A 16,933-nucleotide genomic window follows, 5' to 3' on the forward strand; every position below is an offset into this window, starting at 1 on the left:
TTTTTGACATCCTCCATACGTAAATACCCATTTCTTCATTTGCTCTAATCTAACGGGGATCTGTTACAACCATCATCTCAACCGGATTAGTATTCTTCCGTATGGGCCCTGCCATTCCTCTGACCTGGTACGAAATGACAAAGAGGAGCACCTCTACTAGAGGCACTCCCCATGCATTTCATTATTTTAAGTCATAAGAAATTAAGGACGGTCAATGTAGATCCAGCCTGTTTCTTGTTCCTTATCTACAGTAGCTCCAAGGGATTCAGCCACAAAGCGCAGCGGCACATACGTCTTGCCGTCCTTGCCTACATAGGCGGATTCCACCATAGTCACTTCTTTACCAGCAACGGTTGCCTTCTTGGAACCTACGGTCAGGACAATCTCATCACCAGTGATGTCGTCAATGACAACGATTTGGTTCGAGCCTTTGGTCCATTTCACTTCAGCATCCAATTCTTCAGACACGTAGCGAAGCGGTACAAATGTTGTGTTCTTCACAGTGATCGCCCCAGCGTATTCATCATCCGGGAAGAGCACTACACTTTTACTCGTGATCCCAGCCTCATCTTTCAGCAATTGGTATGCGAGTGAATTGGAATCAAAATTGCGCAGCATCTGTCCAGGCGTAATATCATCCTTCATCAGATCCATAACGCCACCCGATACATCCACTTCATCAACTGCAACTGTGCCACCGATATTCCACTGTTCACTGTCTCCACTTACGGTTACAGATTTTACCGGCAGATCCTCAGAAGCAGGCAGCGCTACTTTCAGTTCAAAGTTTTGCTTGCGAATATCCAGTTTGCTGTCGAGATAGAAGTCCAATTTCAGTTTGGTTTCTGTGCCAAAGACCGTTTTGAATTCAGGGGTCTCATTCAACAGGTTGTTCAGCTCCTGATCATAATTGACCAGCATACTGTCCAGTCCTACTTTGATGATGGCATACAGAGACGCAACGGCTTCATCTTTCGATTCAGGAACGATCGAATTCAGCGTGTCGTCTCCCCCACCTTCTACCTCATTCACTGCTTCCAGTACAGGGTAGAACACATCGTACAGATCGCCAATCAGATCTTTCAGTCCTTGCTCATCCTTCGAAATACTCGTCAGGAATGGTTTAACCATGGCAAGCATCTCTTCACCACTAACTTCCAGATGCAGCTTGGAGAGGCTAAGTGCTTCACCATTCACGGATTCCTGTACCGGTGTTACGGAGATGTTCTTCGGATTGGACAGATGCTTCAGGACAAAAGAGAACAGTTTCGGGGAAATTTCCTCGAGTTGTTTCTCCAGAGCCTTCGTATCTACCATTGGAAGCGCCTGTGCATCCTGGAACGTATCCAGAGACATGTACAGCGGTTTCTGGGCTCCGTCCAGATCAATGACCAATTGGGACTCATTCATGGACACGTGGAAAGGTAACTTCGTTCCCTCCATGCTCAGTGTACCTTTGATCGATGCTGTCTTCGCATCTTTCATTTTGGCTTGATCAATATCCAGGGATATGGAGTTAATAAGTTCGATCATTTCAAGGTCTTTTTCTGTAGCAAATTCCTTAGCCGGTTCTATGTTTATATTCATGGATTGTCTGGATTCACCGGACTTGATACTCGCGCCATTGGCCATTGCTTTGCCAACGTCTACTCCACCCACAGCCTGACATCCTGTAAGAACAACCATTAAAAGTACTAGTGGCACTGCCATCCATTGGACTAACTTCCGATTCGTAATATGAACTCCTCCTTAGAAAAATATGGTTCAATTCCATTATGAAGGTATAGGTAATTCTTGTAAACGGATACGCAAAAAAATAAACCAAAAGGCCGGAGCATGTCCGACCTCTGGTCTATCTATATTTCAGCATATCGTATGTTTCGATAAAACATCCTGCTTCATTGTGCAATGCTGGGAGTTATTCTTGCTCCTGATCTTCTGCGAGTTTCTCATCCGTTTCTTCATCTTCCGCAGTTGCGGGAGTCTCGAATTGATCCGGCTCGTCCTCTTGAATCGCTTTGTTCTCTTCGTTCTGATCCTGTGTCATATCGCATTCCCTCTCTTCTACCGGATTGTCATGTCATCAAGGCCTGAGCCTTGTGTCTATCAATAACCCGAATAGGCGTAGTTCAAACCTGCCTCAGTGTCGGCCATAGAATCCCCATCATAATTTTAGTGCTCACTTAGAAAACATAAAAGATGATCCCGTTCCCACTTGCAGCCGTGGCCTGAAACAAGGCCTGGATATCATCCACAGTCTGAACGATCTCCTGAAATGTCTCTTCCGCATCCCAATCTTCCATGACTGGATAGACGCCTTCAGCGATCATCTGGTCCAGACTATACCGCTGCTTTAATTCTTCCGGTGTGAGCTGCTCCAATGCCATGTAGGCTTCCAGCACCTGCTCGTTACTCAGCAAAAACAAATCCATGTCCGAATAGTTTCCCACGTATTGCTCACCTGCGAGAGGTACCACAAAACCGAGAGGTGGTTCCCCCTGTACCAGGTTACCGTTCAGCGTGAACTGCAGCATCTGCCATGTTTTATCGATATCCAGATCCACTGCACAATCATGCACACTGACCTCACCTGACTTGATGGATTCAACTAGCTCCTTTGTTACCACAAGATATCTGCCGGACATTCCCATACCGTTATCCCTCCTGTGTAATTGATTCTGTTGTTCCCCATTAACCGTGCTTGTTGGTTCAGAATCGGGGTAATCCCTATCAAGGAGGGTGTATACATGAAAAAATTTGATTACAGTCTCAATTATGATGAGTTGGATCTGCGCAAACACCCTGAGCTGTACACCGTAGGCCGGGGAGAGCAGGGCGTTCTCATGGTTGAGCCATACAAGGGCGAGATTCTGCCACACTGGCGATTCAAAACACCCGAGATTGCGACGGAGTCATCGGAGAAAATCTATGAGCTATTTTTGGAGTATAAGAAAAAGGGTGATTTCGTCGGTATGGATATGGCTCGTAAATTTCTCCAGATGGGTTATACACGGGCCAGACGGTATACAAATCACAAAGGAGGACGCAAATACTCAAAAGAGGATGGCTCAATCTTACCCTATCAGAATGATAAGGTGAAGGCAGAAGCCGCGGCTATATTCAAAGCACAATGGGAGATTGCGAAGACCGATCCAGACTATGTGAAAATGAAGAAGGAGCATCGGGAAAAGTACGAGTCTGATGAAGCGTAGGATCAACGGTGAAAAGATTGACTTATGGAAACATTTGTCTCAGAATCGATCTTGTTACTGTACATTTTCAACCATTATATTGGAGAAGAGAGGCGCATCCGATTATGACAGATTCGTTTATCCACTTAAACACAGGCCAGAATATCAGTATCAACGAATCCACCCAACTTCAGGTAACCATTCAATGTACATCATCTCCTTCTCCCTTGGATGTTAGCTGCTTTATGGTGAATGAAGAGGGAAAAGTCCCATCTGACGACTATTTTGTATTTTATAATCAGACGGCCGATCCCCATCAAAGTGTACTTCTGCAACAGGCAGAGGAACTGAAATCCTCTTTTGTACTGGATACGAATAAATTACGGCAGGCCCCTGTGGAAAAGTGTGTGTTTACGGCTACTCTGGATGCGGGAGGTACTTTCGCCGATGTTCAGGCATGTCAGGCGATTGTACAAGCTGGTTCCCAGCAGATCACCTATGAGATCACAAAGGTCACTGCGGAAACAGCACTTATTCTCATTGAAATCTATAAGTATCGTGACGGGTTCAAAGTTCGTGCGATTGGACGAGGTTTCTTTGGTGGATTGCAGCCGCTGGCAGAGTCATTCGGTGTTGAAATTGAGAGTAACGACACCTCGGAAGCCGAACAAGTTCTTCTCACGGCACAAGCTGAAGTAGCAGCGGCCTCTCCAGAAGTCTTGGCACCTGTTGCCGCACCAAATACGAATCATCCGCCGCTTAACCTGACCAAGATCGATCTCCTCAAGCGTAAAGTAACCCTGTCTCTGCAAAAGAAAAAGATCGAACCTATACAGGCACGTGTTGCTGTCGTATTTGATGCGTCAGGCTCCATGTACCATCTGTATCGCAAAGGCATCGTGCAAGAAGCCTTCGAGCGTATCCTGGCAATTGCATCAGCGTTTGATGATAACGGTGAGTTGGACGTCTGGTTCTTCGCCAAAGACTTCTTGCGTGCACCTAGCGTCACCGCCAGGGATTTCGAGAATTATATTGAACGCACATATACGCTGGGAAGCAAAGGCGGTACCAATAACGAACCTCCTGTGATGCAGGATGTCATTCGCAAATATACGATCGAGGAACCCGATGTGAAAATTCCAACGTATATTATCTTTTTTAGCGATGGTGGAGTCAGTCAAAAAGGGAAAATCATGCGGCTTATTACCGAAAGTTCAACCAAAAACCTGTTCTGGCAATTTGTTGGCCTGGGACAAGCCAATTACGGTATCCTTGAAAAACTCGATGACATGACTGGACGTTTCATCGATAATGCTGACTTTTTTGCTCTCGACGATATCTCCAAGATCAGCGATGAAGAATTGTACGATCGTCTCCTCACTGAATTTCCAGGTTGGATAAAGGAAGCTCGGGCCAAAGGCATTTTGGCCTAAAGCTTTTACCCTATACCCCTAATCAGGCTTGTACTTTTTCTGCTTTACCATCCTTGGAACGTGGACGGAGCATACTTCCTACGATTCGCAACATCAACTTGCGTGGCACGAGGCGGGTGAACTGCGCTGTCCAGTAATTACCGGCCCCCGGCACAGCATAAGGTTTGCCTGACTCGAGTGCACTCATGGCCACCGCCACGACATGCTCAGGGGTATCACGTTTACCCACCGAGGCTTCATCAGCACCCACTACATCAAAGAACGAAGTCTCGGTTGAACCTGGGCATAGTGCCAAAAACTGAACGCCACGCTTCCTGTTTTCTTCGTATAATGCCTCTGTAAAAGAAAGTACAAATGCCTTCGTTGCTCCATACACAGCCATATACGGATCAGGTTGAAAGGCAGCCGTCGAAGAGACATTAATGACAGCACCATTTTTCTTCTGTAACATGCCTGGCAAGAAAAGATGCGTCATGTTTGTCAAGGCGAGCACGTTCAACATAATTTCCTCCTGTTGCCGGGAACCATCCAGTTGTTCAAAACATCCATGGGTAGCAAATCCCGCATTGTTGATCAGCATATCGATGTGTATTCTCCGATTCTGACATTCCTCATATATCCTCTGAGGTGCATCGACTTGAGACAAATCCGATACGATCACCTCAGCCCTTACTTGATATGTACGTTCTATGCGTTCTGCCAATTGATTCAGTTTGGACTCTGTTCTGGCCACCAGTACAATATTTTTACCCTTGGAAGCCATTTCGAGTGCAAAAACTTCCCCAATACCTGAAGAAGCACCTGTAATAAGTACCCATTGACGCTGTTCCTTTATCATCTCTCATCCATCCTCTGTGTATGATTTGAACACTTGTTTTCATAAGGAAACACTGTTTCTGTATAGAATCATCGTAACCAAAATCCATGACGCTGTCAAATGCATTTGTTAAATTTGGATCTAGAACGTTTTGCTCACTTACCAAACTCGGATTAAATTGACGTTATCCAACGTAAAACAGTAGAATGACCTTAAGAAAAGGAAACGTAGTTTCTGTTCAACAACAATACGGTTACGAGGATGAAATCAATGAAGGATCTTAATTCGGGTTCCACGGAATCTGCACATACGGTAACAACCTTTCAGGAAGCCAGACTGCAGCACTCGGATAATCTGCGGCAAAATATTGTGCATGCTGCTGCTGCTTTACTGCAAGAGCATGGACCGGAAGCCGTCACAGTACGCCGTGTAGCTGAACGCATGGAGTGCTCCACCAAAATCATATATAACCTCTTCGGCAAAAAAGAAGGGTTAGCCAAACATCTGTATTTAGAGGGATGCTCCCTCATGGCCCAGCGATTTGAAACTACACCCCGGCAGGCATCGTTCGAACAGTATTTCCGTGATCTGGCCTACGTCTACTGGGACTTCGGCATTTCTCAATCCAGCTTCTATCAGCTGATGTTTGGAGGATCTTTTTCCGAATTCAAACCAGATGGAGAAACCTTACAGGGAACAGCGACTGCACTTAAGCAAGTGTCTGCCTTAGTGGAGGTAGCCATTGAACAGGGAATGCTTCAGGTACAAGATCCCATGCTTGCAGTTCGGATGATCTGGGCTCCCTTACACGGTGTTATTCATCTGTATTTGGGAGGCCATATTGAGAGCGAAGAAGCTGCCAAAACCCTCTATGATCATACGTTATCCATGGTTATACACTCCCTTGTGAGTACATCTGCGAATGGATAAGCATTAAACCTGTGCTGTTTTAGATACTTTTAGAAGATAAACGAAAAAGGAGCAGACCCATTGGCGTAATACGCCTAGAGTTTGCTCCTTTATTTGGTTGACTCTATCTAGTTCCGTAACGGTTTCAGTCGATTAACGTGCCTCTTCGTTCTCAGCTTCCCAACGTGCAATTTCTTTGCGCACGATTGGAGCGACTTCTTTACCAAGTAGCTCGATTGCTCTCATAACCTCGTTGTGCGGCATTGTGCCGAGGGGGGTGTGCAACATGAAGCGTGTAATACCGACTTCTTTGCGCAGGTAAATAATTTTCTGAGCTACCGTCTCCACATCACCTACGTACAAAGCACCCTCTAGGCTACGCGCTGCATCAAATGTTGCACGGCTGTAGTGTCCCCATCCACGTTCACGGCCCAGTATGTTCATGACCGCTTGCGCTGGCGGGAAGAATTTCTCCACGGCTTCGTCTGTTGTATCGGCAATGAAGCCGTGAGAGTGAGAAGCAACGGTCAGCTTGGAAGCATCATGTCCTGCATGTGCAGCTGCTTTCTTGTACAGCTCCACCAGTGGTGCGAATTGCACCGGACGGCCACCAATAATGGCAAGCACCAGTGGCAAACCGAGCAGTCCTGCACGAACAACGGATTCCTGATTACCACCACTGCCAATCCATACCGGAAGTTTTTTCTGTACCGGGCGCGGGTAGATGCCCAGATTGTTAAAGGAAGGGCGATGTTTGCCTTCCCAAGTTACTTTTTCCGAATCACGCAGTTTGAGCAGCAAATCCAGTTTCTCGTCGAATAACTCATCGTAGTCGTTCAGATCATAGCCGAACAGTGGGAACGATTCGATAAATGATCCCCGCCCTGCCATAATCTCTGCACGCCCGTTCGAAATGCCGTCCAGTGTCGCAAAATCTTGATAGACCCGTACCGGATCATGCGATGACAGCACCGTTACAGCACTCGTCAGGCGAATATTCTTGGTCTGTGAAGCTGCGGCCGCCAGAATGACAGCTGGTGATGAAGCGGCGTAGTCAACACGATGATGTTCTCCCACGCCATATACATCCAGACCCACCTGATCTGCCAAAACTATCTCTTCAACAACATCTCGAATACGCTGTGCATGACTGATAAGTTCTCCTGTTTTTACATCCGGATTCGTCTCCACAAATGTACTAATTCCGATTTCCATTGTCTGTTCCTCCCTGTTATGAAGCGATCCGTTGTTCATCTTACCTATTGTAAGTAGATCACCTTTTGTTATGTATCTTAATATTGAACTATTTTGATGAAAAACACAAGTACCCCCTGTTTCCAGAGGGCACATTTATGTTTATTTCTTCCTCCCGATGTACAGCAGATGCGACGAGATTCCCAATATGGAAGGGTCTTTGGCAGCTTCAATCATATATTGCATGAGTTCATCATACTCGCCACGCTCTTTCCAGTATTGCTGCTGCTCGTCCGTAAGCATCGCTCTAAGGCTGGATGAACCAATCAAATCAACGGTTTCAAATCCATGTTGCTCCATGAAGGGCATAACGTCTTGAATATTAAAATAGTATGCTCCCGTAAATCGTCCTTGATCCTGATGATTGAATATACCCTTTTCCACAAAAGAATGGATTGCTGCCATGTTATCATTCGGTTTCCAGTGATGCGGAGATTGTAACGAATTGATACTCATGCGCATTCGGCTTTGTAAGGCTACAAACACCACGCCCCCTCGCTTGGTCACACGGTACAACTCCCGTACAGCAGCCTTGCGCTCTTCGTCTGTCTGCAGATGATATAGCGGCCCCAGCATGAGGGACGCATCGTACGTCTCGTCAGCCATACCGGAGAGCGAAGTGGCATCGAGAACATGGAACCCATCGAATTGCTGTGTCAAACCAAACTCCTGAGCCTTTTGCCTCGCAGTATCCACGGAGGAAGGTGTCAGATCCGATAAAGTGACCTTGTACCCCAGCTTCGCAAGCTCAATGGCATACTTTCCTGGTCCTGCGCCATTATCCAGAATACAACCAGTAGCGGGGAGATGTTCCCTGATGTAATGCATGTTAATGATGAATTCAATTGGTTCCCGCTCCAGTCTGCCCCACTCATCAAACCCGGAATAATATTCAATAATATGATCTCTCTTCATCGCTCTGACACCTGCCTCTTCTTATATGTAGACTACTCATCCATGTTCAAAAAAATTAAATTCCAACCAGTATATATCTACTAAATATTTCCTGTCAAACAAAAAACGTTCAATTCCCATTGAATGCGGAACTGAACGTTTCTCGATCTTATATCTTTTTCACAAACTCAGACTTCAACTTCATTGCACCCAAGCTGTCGATCTTGCAATCAATATCATGATCCCCATCAATCAGGCGGATATTCTTCACCTTCGTGCCCTGTTTAACTACAAGCGAGCTACCTTTTACCTTCAGATCTTTAATGACGGTAACGGTATCTCCATCACTTAGCACATTTCCGTTGGCATCGCGGATTACTTTTGCATCCTCTGCGTTATCATTGTCTGCTTCCAAAGACCATTCATGCGCACACTCCGGGCAAACCAACAGGTTACCATCCTCGTACGTGTACTCTGAATTACATTTGGGGCAGTTAGGCAAATTAGACATATGTATTAAACTCTCCATTCTACGATTGGCATTCCCGCAAGTATACGGGATTTCGACGGCATATTCCATACGCTTGGTCACTGCATGGATGGATTTAAACCAAATTTAAGGTTCATGCATCCCTCACTTTAAGGGTAACTACTTATGATGTAACTAATAGATACGCACTACACATACATGAATTTTAATGTCTCTATGACTGTTATTATATTTAATACCAAAGGAGTTCCTACTCATGTCCTCATATGTTTTCCCTGTGCAAATGGCTTTTTTGATCTTTGTTGTTGCGGCCATGTTTTTGCTGGTGCCGTGGCTGATCTATGGGTATCGTAAAGACGGTTTCTTCAGCTGGTCACGGTTTAGCATCAGCTTTTCGTTTATCTTTTATATTCTGGCCGCCTATTGCCTCGTCATTCTCCCGTTTCCGACTACGCAAGATACCTGTGCGCAGCAAGCCGCTGACACGATCTACTACAATCTGGTTCCATTCACTTTTGTCAAAGACATCATGAAGGAAACACCCATTGTATGGTCTCAGCCTTCCAGCTATCTCAGCATGATTCAGGGCAGAGCCTTTCTGCAAGTTCTATTTAACGTCCTGCTTCTCATGCCGCTGGGTGTATATATTCGTTATTTTTTTCAAAAGAGATCATTCTGGAAGTACGCCCTGCTTGGTGGATTCGGGCTTTCCTTATTCTTCGAGATCACTCAAATCACCGGATTCTACGGGTATTATAATTGTCCTTACCGCCTCTTCGATGTAGATGATCTGTTATTGAATACTTCGGGAGCAGTCATTGGATTTTTCACAGCGCCCATCCTGCTTGCTTTATTCCCATCACGTGCAAGCATTCAGGCGAAGAGTGAACAGATCGTGGAGCAAAACCGAGTGTATACTATGCCTCAATTGCTCGCGTTAATTATTGATGGAGTCGTTGTTGTCTTTCTTTCGAATCTAATCTCCATCTTTACAGCGTCTGATGTGATCAGTGATGCGCTAAGTACATCCATTGCTATGGTCATTGTGCTATTCTTCATCCCTTGGGTACGAAATGGGGTAACTCCAGGTTCGATTATCTTGCGATTCCGCTATGTAGATCGTCAGACCGGCACACCTACCAGTGAATCGTTATTTAAAAGATTTGCCGCACTCTATGTTCCATGGCTTCTCGTTACGATCATTCGCTTGGTCAACGATTATGCTTTTTCAGGTCATCAGGATGTTATGCTTCAGCCTTATCAAATGTGGATCTCCTTGGGGACATTCGGTATCTATATGTTAGTCTACGCCGTGCTCTTTGTTCATGTCTTGATCGTGCTCTTCTCCCGTGAAAAACGTTCCTTCTACTTCGATGAGGTGTCCCGCACACGTGCCTCTCGTAAATAATGTTTGGAGTATAACAAGGCATAATGTACCTCTAATTAGTGCTTACGTTCTGCTTATTATTCAGCCGGATTACAAAAAGAGGACGTTCATTATGAGAATGAACGTCCTCTTTTGATCGGGCGCATAGCAGTTATTCAGAGTATCCATTCAAATAATGGCCTGGGTTATAATCCTAACAGCTCTCGCTTGGCTGCATCCGGATCATGTACGACCTCAATCTCATGGTTGAAGATTAGTGTCGCACGATCCTGCTCATATTCAGGCCAGTTCACACCTGCAACTTCAGGTTGGCCATTCTTGGCAAAGGAAATCCAGGCATCCTGTACCTTGAGGGCAAGTGCCGCCGCAGCTTCATCCGGCTCTGCATTCATGAATTTGAGGACATGCAGTGTATTAAACACAAAGAACATCTCGATGCTGTGAATCGCTCTTTTTAACAAGGGATGTTCCGGCATCACCCAATCAAATCGATACATCCACACCGGGGCATACTTCTGCTGTGCCGCAGCATATTGCAGCGCTGACCGCCAGAAGTACATATCGGTCATCACTTGGGCTTGTCCATCTGCCGTTTTTGGATAACTATTCGCGATGGCTACCCGGTTCTCCAGATCTGGCGTCATAAAGTCTACGCCCTGAACCATATCGATTTCTTTTGAAAAAGGTACATGTGGCTGGATGAACAGCGCACCCTCGTGTAATGTCGTACCAATCAGCACCGGAATATCCTGCGCTGAGCCTTCACTCACTGCCTGAAGTGGCATCTGTGGTAGTGTATTCCCATCCAACACAGGTTGGAACAACAATGCCATGCCTGCACCGCTCTGCTGTTTGACCGTTTCACCCGCTGCAATAATCTGCTCTACAGGAATTGTATTTAACTTCTGCAGGTTGTCCCGGTCCACCCCAAGAATCTTTAACATCCCTTCCCGCAATGCTGCAGCTTGCTCTGCCGGCATGAACTGAGATGCACCGCTCTCCATAATGGCACGTTGGAACAGTCCTTTGGCCGCTGGCATCGCCATCAGTGCTGCAATACTCATGCTGCCTGCTGATTCGCCGAACACCGTAACTTGATCCGGGTTACCACCAAAAGCAGAGATATTATCCTTCACCCACTGTAATGCCGCAACCTGATCCAGCAGACCTGCATTGGATACATATGAATCACCTAATGGAGCCATATGCAGGAATCCCAAAGGTCCTAATCGGTAGTTGATCGTCACAACGATGACGTCCCCCCGAACCGCTAACTGTGTACCATCATACATCGGCTGGCTACCTGAACCTGTTACAAAGGATCCACCGTGAATCCATACCATGACCGGCAGTGGTGTTGCTCTTTTTCCCTTAGGTGCCCAGATGTTCAGATATAGACTATCTTCTGACTCATTCGGAATTTCTGTCTGGCCTTCTGGTTGATGATTTCGTGGTTGTATATTCTCAGGTCCAAATTGATTGGCCTGTCTGATTCCATCCCATGACTCGGGCTGTACCGGAGCCTTAAAACGCAGCGCACCTACTGGAGGTTTCGCATAAGGAATGCCTTTCCATACACTTGCATCGTGCAAAAGTTCGCCTTGAACGGTACCATATGTCGTTTGAACCTGAAGTTCTCTCATGCCGCTTCTACTTCCTCTCCGTAAATAGGTTAAATTAACGAGTACGTGCATATCATGTTTACTTATTTGAGTATAGTTTGTTGTCATACCTATTTACAACTTTACCCAACTCTAGCCTCCCCTGCTACGTTTCACGTGGAACTTTATGGGGTTGGAGATTCATTTTATCTGATACATATCCTTAAGATGGATACCAAAAAGGCCACCCTTTGAGCAATGTCAACAAGTTTAACTTGTCTTAATGGCATTGACCCTTAGAGTAACCTTTTCTTTTCACCACCCAAATAACTATCCTTTTACAGGATAACTTACCGTAAACTCAGCACCCTCAATCCATTCGCTCGTAACAAAGTTCCGCCCCTTTACAACCACTCGATCCATATAAACCTCCACATGAAGCCCTTCGCTGCCCTCCAGATGTTCATCCTGATCGGTCCATAGATAACCTACAGACGACGCATTGAACATCGTTGGCATGTGGCCTGCACCATCGTACATCGTATGCTGTGCCTCCAGTTGCCAATGGGTGTGACCCGAGAAGAGGATCGCTTGCGGATATTTGGCCAGAACGGCCTTGAGTTCAGCATCCTGATTCACACCATACCATCCCTGTTCCTTCAGCGATCCTGCTACCGTATCCATAAGCGGCTGGTGTAAGAATAGGAAGATGGGATGATCGAGTGTTGCATGCTCAGACAACTTCGCATCCAGCCACTCCAATTGTTCGAACGACATATCGCAATCCTTCGGATGAGGTTGCTCGGTGCCCAGGAATATATAATGATACCCATCAGTCCAATGGTCGTGGTAAGAGCCCTTCATGCCTGTCGTCCTTTCAAAATCACTTAATCGACGCTGCCACAACCCGGCGACAGTAATTGGTTCGACTCCTGAAGAGATCGGTCCCCCGTCTTGGTCCACCTGCTCCGAAGGTGCAGCAGACAACGTATAGGTTCCACCGGATAACTGCTCAATCAGTGCAGCTGATTCAGCAGCGGTTTGTTTAGTGACCAGCTCTATATCTGCTTCCTGCTCCAACAACTCGGCTACTTCATCCTCTTTCATCTCAAGCAAAACGATCGGCGGATCTTGCCATACCACGGCTCCAATATCATGATTACCTACCGTGTAACGAATATCCGGCAAACTCTCCGCATGTTGCTTCCATATGCGTTGCAACTCACGATATTCGCTCGGCAGCCCCCGATCTGTCACATCGCCCACATGCATAATCCCGCTGCTCCCCTGACTAAATGTAGCTATGTCGGCTAATGCTTGGTCCAGATGCCGGTTATGAATATGGTCTGCCTCATCTCGCACATGTGTGTCTGTAATGACCTGGAAGCTGGCAATAGGTTGCTCCGGTGTATGTTCATTTCTCATCAAGAATCACTCCATTTCAGTCCAATAATGCCAATCATAATAAAACCGATCCAGACCATCGACGTGAGCCGCAGACGTTCACCAAAATAGTAATGCCCTACGACGCCAATAAGCGTAATGCCCACGCCAGACCAGATCGCATAGGCCACAGCCAGCGGCATATACTTCACTGCAAAATTAAGAAATGTAAAGCTTGCGCCATAACAGACAAACATCAACACCGAAGGCCATAACCGCGAGAATCCATCCGATACTTTCAGCAAAATGGTAGCGCTCAGCTCCAGCCCGATGGCCAGTGCCAACAGTACCCAGCCCAAGTAGGCGTGACTGTTTGTCATCGATTCAGCCCACCATTCAGCAATTCATGGAAGGATTGAATCGTTCTATCCGCCAAGCGGATTTTTCCCGGTTCTCCAATGCCCATCCTGTACCCCGCACCAGCGGTTCGTGCCATCTCCATGTCTCCGTCCGTATCTCCAATGACCACGGTATACTGCACGGATACACCCAACCGTTCACAGGCAAGCAGTAGCATATCGGGAAAAGGTTTGCCCCGCTCCACCAGATCTGTACCAATCACCACGTCAAAAAAGGAATCCAGTCCCATCCACTGTAAATGTTTAATTGCACTGGGTGTATCATCTGCCGTCACGACACCCATAGCGACACCTTCGCTACGGCACTGTTCAAGGAATTCTTGAACTCCCGGTAACGGACGTGCCGGACGATGCTGTTCCATCTCTTCCTCCGCTCGCGCCAAACACTCCCGAACCATGATCTTGGCTTCCGCCCAGCTGAGACCCGCACGATATCCATGCCACGTCAGCACGGCATACACTTCATCCATCGTGCCCATCGCAAGTGGCCCCCGCACGTCATACCCATTCATCCGGCCTTGGTCATCGTGGAATGTACCCCAGATCTGTGGGAATTCCTCTGTATTGATACGAAGTCCCCTGGTCGCCAACTGGTCTCTGAAGTCGTTCAACACACAATCGGTCCAGAATCCCCACATGCCCGTAAAATCAAGTAATGTCCCGTCCTTGTCGAACAAAACGGCTTCAATCGGATTTGGTAATCCGTCCACATACATCTCATCTTGCATTGGTCAAACTCCTTGTCTGCAATCTTTATGAACGGAAAGGACGGTACAGCATGTACCGCCCTTTCCGCTTGAGTTACTTATAGTGATTATTGATACGTTATGTTTACAATCCGGTCAGTTTCACGACCGAGTCTCTTGGAAACAGTTCTTGTCGATATCGTTATTTCGTTACCCTATCCAGTTCCTTCTGTGCTTTCTCTTTCGCTTCCTTCAGCGCTTGTTCCGCTGGCATATTATTGATCTGTACCTGATCAGCTGCATCTTTCAATGCATCATTGATCTTGCCACCCGTTGGATCCTGGAATGGAGCCGAAGCGTGAGCTGCTTGTTGCAGTGGTACGGTGATCTGTGGATTTTCCTCACTGAACTTCATGAACTCTGGATCTTGTTGCGCAGATTGACGTACTGCAATATATCCGGTGTTCATGGACCATGAAGCTGTGTTCGAAGTTTCAGAGAAATACGTAAGCCATTTGTATGCTGCCTGTTGTTGTTCAGGCGTTGCAGCTGACGGAATACCTGCCGAAATGGCACTTGCTACCGGTTTTCCTTCACCAATACCTTCCCAGCCTGGTTGTTGCATCGCAGCGACTACGCTAAAGTCCAAGTCACCTTGGTCACCACTAGATCCGGTATAACCTGCTGCTTTATTTTTCATCACATCATCAATCGTTTTGTACCAGTACTCCCAGCCCTGACCTCCATAGTGAATGCCCATAATCTTGTCTTCGTTGATCCATTTACGGAACAAGTCCCATGTCTCGATCCATTCCGGAGAGTCGATCATAACGGTTTTGCCATCGTCGCTAAGAATCTTTCCGCCCTTACCCAGCACGGCATCAATCATATTATCTCTCCCCCACATCGGTTCCCAACCGTAGAAGGTGGTCTTGCCATTCTCTTGTTTGCTCATCTTCGTAGCCGCCTCAGCCAGCTTCTCCCATGTCGTCAGAGTTGCTGGGTCGATTCCGTTCTCCTTGAACGTATCCATACGGTAATACATGATCTGAGTTGTACCGTACATTGGCAAAAAGTATTGCTTTCCATCCACCTGTCCCTGGTTCAGGAATGTCTGAATGAAATCAGCTTTCTTAAAATTCGAATCAGCGGCAATCATCTCATCCATGGGTGCATAATATCCTTTACGTGCCCAGTCTATATTGGAGCTGAGTACAGCGGCTGGAACCTTTTTGGAAGCAATTGCTGCTTGCAGCTTCTGTTCAGTTTCCGTGTAATCTGCTTGTACAATCCCTTTTACAACGACTTCGTTCTGGGAGGAGTTGAACGCATCAATCGTCTTTTTCATGTTATCGCCCAGATTACCACCCAGACCATACCAGAACTCAATCTCCACCGGATCTTTCGCCTGAGCTTCGGTTCCACTGGCAGCAGCCGTCGTGCCTGATTCTGCGGGTGCTTGTGTTCCACAAGCGGTCAGCAGTGCAAAGCTGGTCGCAAGTACCAGCGACATGCCACCCTTCCAGTTCAACCTCAATCTCTTTTTCCATGTCATGCTTGCCTGACTCCAATTCATTGTTGTTCCTCCCGTTTTAGGTGAATGGTGATTCATATCAGTTCTTGTTCACACCAGCCGTAATATTCACGCTCTGCATGATCGTCTTCTGGGTGAACAGGAAGAGAATAAGTAGGGGTGCGATGGTGAAGGCACTCGCAGCCATAATCTGTGGCCAAGCCAGTCCATATGCCCCGCCTTCTACAAAGAAGCTGCGCAGACCCGCCGATACCAGCTGTAAATCAGGGTCTTTGGTGATGAGCATAGGCCAAAAATAGTTGTTGTACTGTTCAATAAACGTAATCAGCACCATCACGGCGAAGCTTGAGCGAACAAGCGGCGTGATAATCGTCCAGAGAATCCGGAAGTGAGATGCACCGTCCAGCTGTCCGGCTTCCACCAATTCATGAGATACCTGCATGAACGCCTGCCGGATCAGGAAGATCGAGAACACGCTGACACAGTTGGATACAATCAAGCCTGTGTAGGAATCCAGCAGGTTAAGTTCGCTAAGTACCAGGTAACTAGGCAGATACACGGCCGTACTCGGTATCATATAACCCACCAGAATCAGGGATGTCAGTACACCTTTGAGACGGAATTTCATATGTGTCAGGGCGTACGCCATCATACTGGAGTTGACGATCTGAAATAGACAGATGGCTAAAGCCACCCCGGTACTGTTCAGGATGTAACGGGCAAATGGTGTCGCATTCCAGGCATCCACATAATTGCTCCACAGGAACGTCTCCGGCCAGAAGGTCGGCGGAAACTGCCAGATCTCATCATTGGTTTTGAATCCGCTAATGACCATCCAATAGAAGGGAAAGGCTGTACCCAGCGCGATAATGGCTAACAGAAGGTAGCGGATTAATTTACTTATTTTAAAATTCGGTTGTGACACGTTCTGCAAC

17 protein-coding genes are annotated in these 16,933 nt (G+C 46.8%); 4 read left to right on the forward strand and 13 right to left on the reverse strand.

What is annotated here, in order from left to right:
- Positions 1 to 201: 201 nt before the first annotated feature.
- From MHH92_RS29430 to MHH92_RS29440, 3 genes are all read right to left on the reverse strand, one after another.
- Complete coding sequence (locus MHH92_RS29430) at positions 202 to 1,710, reverse strand: copper amine oxidase N-terminal domain-containing protein (RefSeq protein ID WP_340907489.1); 1,509 nt, start codon at positions 1,708 to 1,710, stop codon at positions 202 to 204.
- A gap of 208 nt (positions 1,711 to 1,918) precedes the next feature.
- Positions 1,919 to 2,047: a hypothetical protein gene (locus MHH92_RS29435; RefSeq protein ID WP_017691584.1), complete on the reverse strand. Its 129-nt coding sequence runs from the start codon at positions 2,045 to 2,047 to the stop codon at positions 1,919 to 1,921.
- Between the two features lie 136 nt (positions 2,048 to 2,183).
- A complete protein-coding gene (locus tag MHH92_RS29440) occupies positions 2,184 to 2,651 on the reverse strand; it encodes a YfbM family protein (protein WP_253504274.1) in 468 nt (155 codons plus the stop codon).
- A gap of 96 nt (positions 2,652 to 2,747) precedes the next feature.
- Here MHH92_RS29440 and MHH92_RS29445 point away from each other — a divergent pair, with 96 nt between their 5' ends.
- Entirely contained in the window at positions 2,748 to 3,212 is a 465-nt protein-coding gene (locus tag MHH92_RS29445; protein WP_047840920.1) for a DUF4385 domain-containing protein, read from the forward strand.
- Positions 3,213 to 3,316: 104 nt separating this feature from the next.
- A complete protein-coding gene (locus tag MHH92_RS29450; RefSeq protein ID WP_127550249.1) occupies positions 3,317 to 4,624 on the forward strand; it encodes a VWA domain-containing protein in 1,308 nt (435 codons plus the stop codon).
- A 22-nt stretch (positions 4,625 to 4,646) separates the two neighbouring features.
- On the opposite strand, the gene MHH92_RS29455 is transcribed toward MHH92_RS29450, so the two are convergent.
- Positions 4,647 to 5,462: an SDR family NAD(P)-dependent oxidoreductase gene (locus tag MHH92_RS29455; RefSeq protein WP_253504277.1), complete on the reverse strand. Its 816-nt coding sequence runs from the start codon at positions 5,460 to 5,462 to the stop codon at positions 4,647 to 4,649.
- 249 nt (positions 5,463 to 5,711) lie between these two features.
- On the opposite strand from MHH92_RS29455, the gene MHH92_RS29460 reads away from it, so the two are divergent.
- Complete coding sequence (locus tag MHH92_RS29460; RefSeq protein ID WP_340907491.1) at positions 5,712 to 6,371, forward strand: TetR/AcrR family transcriptional regulator; 660 nt, start codon at positions 5,712 to 5,714, stop codon at positions 6,369 to 6,371.
- A 132-nt stretch (positions 6,372 to 6,503) separates the two neighbouring features.
- Here MHH92_RS29460 and MHH92_RS29465 read toward each other — a convergent pair whose 3' ends face one another.
- The 3 genes from MHH92_RS29465 to MHH92_RS29475 all read right to left on the reverse strand — a co-directional run bounded on the left by MHH92_RS29465 (position 6,504) and on the right by MHH92_RS29475 (position 9,009).
- The gene (locus tag MHH92_RS29465; RefSeq protein ID WP_340907492.1) at positions 6,504 to 7,565 is read right to left on the reverse strand and encodes an LLM class flavin-dependent oxidoreductase; all 1,062 of its coding nucleotides are present in this window, start codon (positions 7,563 to 7,565) and stop codon (positions 6,504 to 6,506) included.
- A gap of 141 nt (positions 7,566 to 7,706) precedes the next feature.
- On the reverse strand, positions 7,707 to 8,519 hold the full coding sequence (locus MHH92_RS29470) for a class I SAM-dependent methyltransferase (protein WP_340907493.1): 813 nt from the start codon (positions 8,517 to 8,519) through the stop codon (positions 7,707 to 7,709).
- 148 nt (positions 8,520 to 8,667) lie between these two features.
- Positions 8,668 to 9,009, reverse strand: a complete 342-nt coding sequence (locus MHH92_RS29475) for a zinc ribbon domain-containing protein YjdM (protein ID WP_017691576.1) — start codon at positions 9,007 to 9,009, stop codon at positions 8,668 to 8,670.
- A gap of 235 nt (positions 9,010 to 9,244) precedes the next feature.
- On the opposite strand from MHH92_RS29475, the gene MHH92_RS29480 reads away from it, so the two are divergent.
- Positions 9,245 to 10,396, forward strand: coding sequence for a VanZ family protein (locus tag MHH92_RS29480; RefSeq protein ID WP_340907494.1), 1,152 nt, complete (start codon positions 9,245 to 9,247; stop codon positions 10,394 to 10,396).
- Positions 10,397 to 10,560: 164 nt separating this feature from the next.
- Here MHH92_RS29480 and MHH92_RS29485 read toward each other — a convergent pair whose 3' ends face one another.
- From MHH92_RS29485 to MHH92_RS29510, 6 genes are all read right to left on the reverse strand, one after another.
- Positions 10,561 to 12,018 carry a carboxylesterase/lipase family protein gene (locus tag MHH92_RS29485; protein ID WP_340907496.1) on the reverse strand — a complete coding sequence of 486 codons (1,458 nt, stop codon included), beginning with the start codon at positions 12,016 to 12,018 and terminating at the stop codon, positions 10,561 to 10,563.
- 288 nt (positions 12,019 to 12,306) lie between these two features.
- Positions 12,307 to 13,401 (reverse strand): metallophosphoesterase family protein, encoded by a 1,095-nt coding sequence (locus MHH92_RS29490; protein ID WP_340907497.1) that lies wholly within the window; start codon positions 13,399 to 13,401, stop codon positions 12,307 to 12,309.
- Positions 13,401 to 13,739, reverse strand: coding sequence for a DMT family transporter (locus tag MHH92_RS29495; RefSeq protein WP_340907498.1), 339 nt, complete (start codon positions 13,737 to 13,739; stop codon positions 13,401 to 13,403). Before MHH92_RS29495 ends, MHH92_RS29490 begins: the two co-directional genes overlap by 1 nt.
- On the reverse strand, positions 13,736 to 14,506 hold the full coding sequence (locus MHH92_RS29500) for an HAD family hydrolase (RefSeq protein WP_340907499.1): 771 nt from the start codon (positions 14,504 to 14,506) through the stop codon (positions 13,736 to 13,738). The genes MHH92_RS29495 and MHH92_RS29500 overlap by 4 nt, the downstream gene beginning before the upstream one ends.
- A gap of 160 nt (positions 14,507 to 14,666) precedes the next feature.
- The gene (locus MHH92_RS29505) at positions 14,667 to 16,040 is read right to left on the reverse strand and encodes an ABC transporter substrate-binding protein (protein WP_340907501.1); all 1,374 of its coding nucleotides are present in this window, start codon (positions 16,038 to 16,040) and stop codon (positions 14,667 to 14,669) included.
- Between the two features lie 37 nt (positions 16,041 to 16,077).
- Entirely contained in the window at positions 16,078 to 16,923 is an 846-nt protein-coding gene (locus tag MHH92_RS29510) for a carbohydrate ABC transporter permease (protein ID WP_340907502.1), read from the reverse strand.
- Positions 16,924 to 16,933: the final 10 nt, after the last annotated feature.

The sequence above is a fragment of the Paenibacillus sp. FSL M7-1414 genome, from assembly GCF_038003195.1.
In the GTDB taxonomy this organism is placed as follows: Bacteria; Bacillota; Bacilli; order Paenibacillales; family Paenibacillaceae; genus Paenibacillus; species Paenibacillus amylolyticus.

What these genes read in the sequence shown, in the direction of transcription:
- MHH92_RS29430 (WP_340907489.1), bottom strand. Translation starts at nt 1,710, where the DNA reads ATGGCAGTGCCACTAGTACTTTTAATGGTTGTTCTTACAGGATGTCAG.
- MHH92_RS29435 (WP_017691584.1), bottom strand. Translation starts at nt 2,047, where the DNA reads ATGACACAGGATCAGAACGAAGAGAACAAAGCGATTCAAGAGGACGAG.
- MHH92_RS29440 (WP_253504274.1), bottom strand. Translation starts at nt 2,651, where the DNA reads ATGGGAATGTCCGGCAGATATCTTGTGGTAACAAAGGAGCTAGTTGAA.
- MHH92_RS29445 (WP_047840920.1), top strand. Translation starts at nt 2,748, where the DNA reads ATGAAAAAATTTGATTACAGTCTCAATTATGATGAGTTGGATCTGCGC.
- MHH92_RS29450 (WP_127550249.1), top strand. Translation starts at nt 3,317, where the DNA reads ATGACAGATTCGTTTATCCACTTAAACACAGGCCAGAATATCAGTATC.
- MHH92_RS29455 (WP_253504277.1), bottom strand. Translation starts at nt 5,462, where the DNA reads ATGATAAAGGAACAGCGTCAATGGGTACTTATTACAGGTGCTTCTTCA.
- MHH92_RS29460 (WP_340907491.1), top strand. Translation starts at nt 5,712, where the DNA reads ATGAAGGATCTTAATTCGGGTTCCACGGAATCTGCACATACGGTAACA.
- MHH92_RS29465 (WP_340907492.1), bottom strand. Translation starts at nt 7,565, where the DNA reads ATGGAAATCGGAATTAGTACATTTGTGGAGACGAATCCGGATGTAAAA.
- MHH92_RS29470 (WP_340907493.1), bottom strand. Translation starts at nt 8,519, where the DNA reads ATGAAGAGAGATCATATTATTGAATATTATTCCGGGTTTGATGAGTGG.
- MHH92_RS29475 (WP_017691576.1), bottom strand. Translation starts at nt 9,009, where the DNA reads ATGTCTAATTTGCCTAACTGCCCCAAATGTAATTCAGAGTACACGTAC.
- MHH92_RS29480 (WP_340907494.1), top strand. Translation starts at nt 9,245, where the DNA reads ATGTCCTCATATGTTTTCCCTGTGCAAATGGCTTTTTTGATCTTTGTT.
- MHH92_RS29485 (WP_340907496.1), bottom strand. Translation starts at nt 12,018, where the DNA reads ATGAGAGAACTTCAGGTTCAAACGACATATGGTACCGTTCAAGGCGAA.
- MHH92_RS29490 (WP_340907497.1), bottom strand. Translation starts at nt 13,401, where the DNA reads ATGAGAAATGAACATACACCGGAGCAACCTATTGCCAGCTTCCAGGTC.
- MHH92_RS29495 (WP_340907498.1), bottom strand. Translation starts at nt 13,739, where the DNA reads ATGACAAACAGTCACGCCTACTTGGGCTGGGTACTGTTGGCACTGGCC.
- MHH92_RS29500 (WP_340907499.1), bottom strand. Translation starts at nt 14,506, where the DNA reads ATGCAAGATGAGATGTATGTGGACGGATTACCAAATCCGATTGAAGCC.
- MHH92_RS29505 (WP_340907501.1), bottom strand. Translation starts at nt 16,040, where the DNA reads ATGAATTGGAGTCAGGCAAGCATGACATGGAAAAAGAGATTGAGGTTG.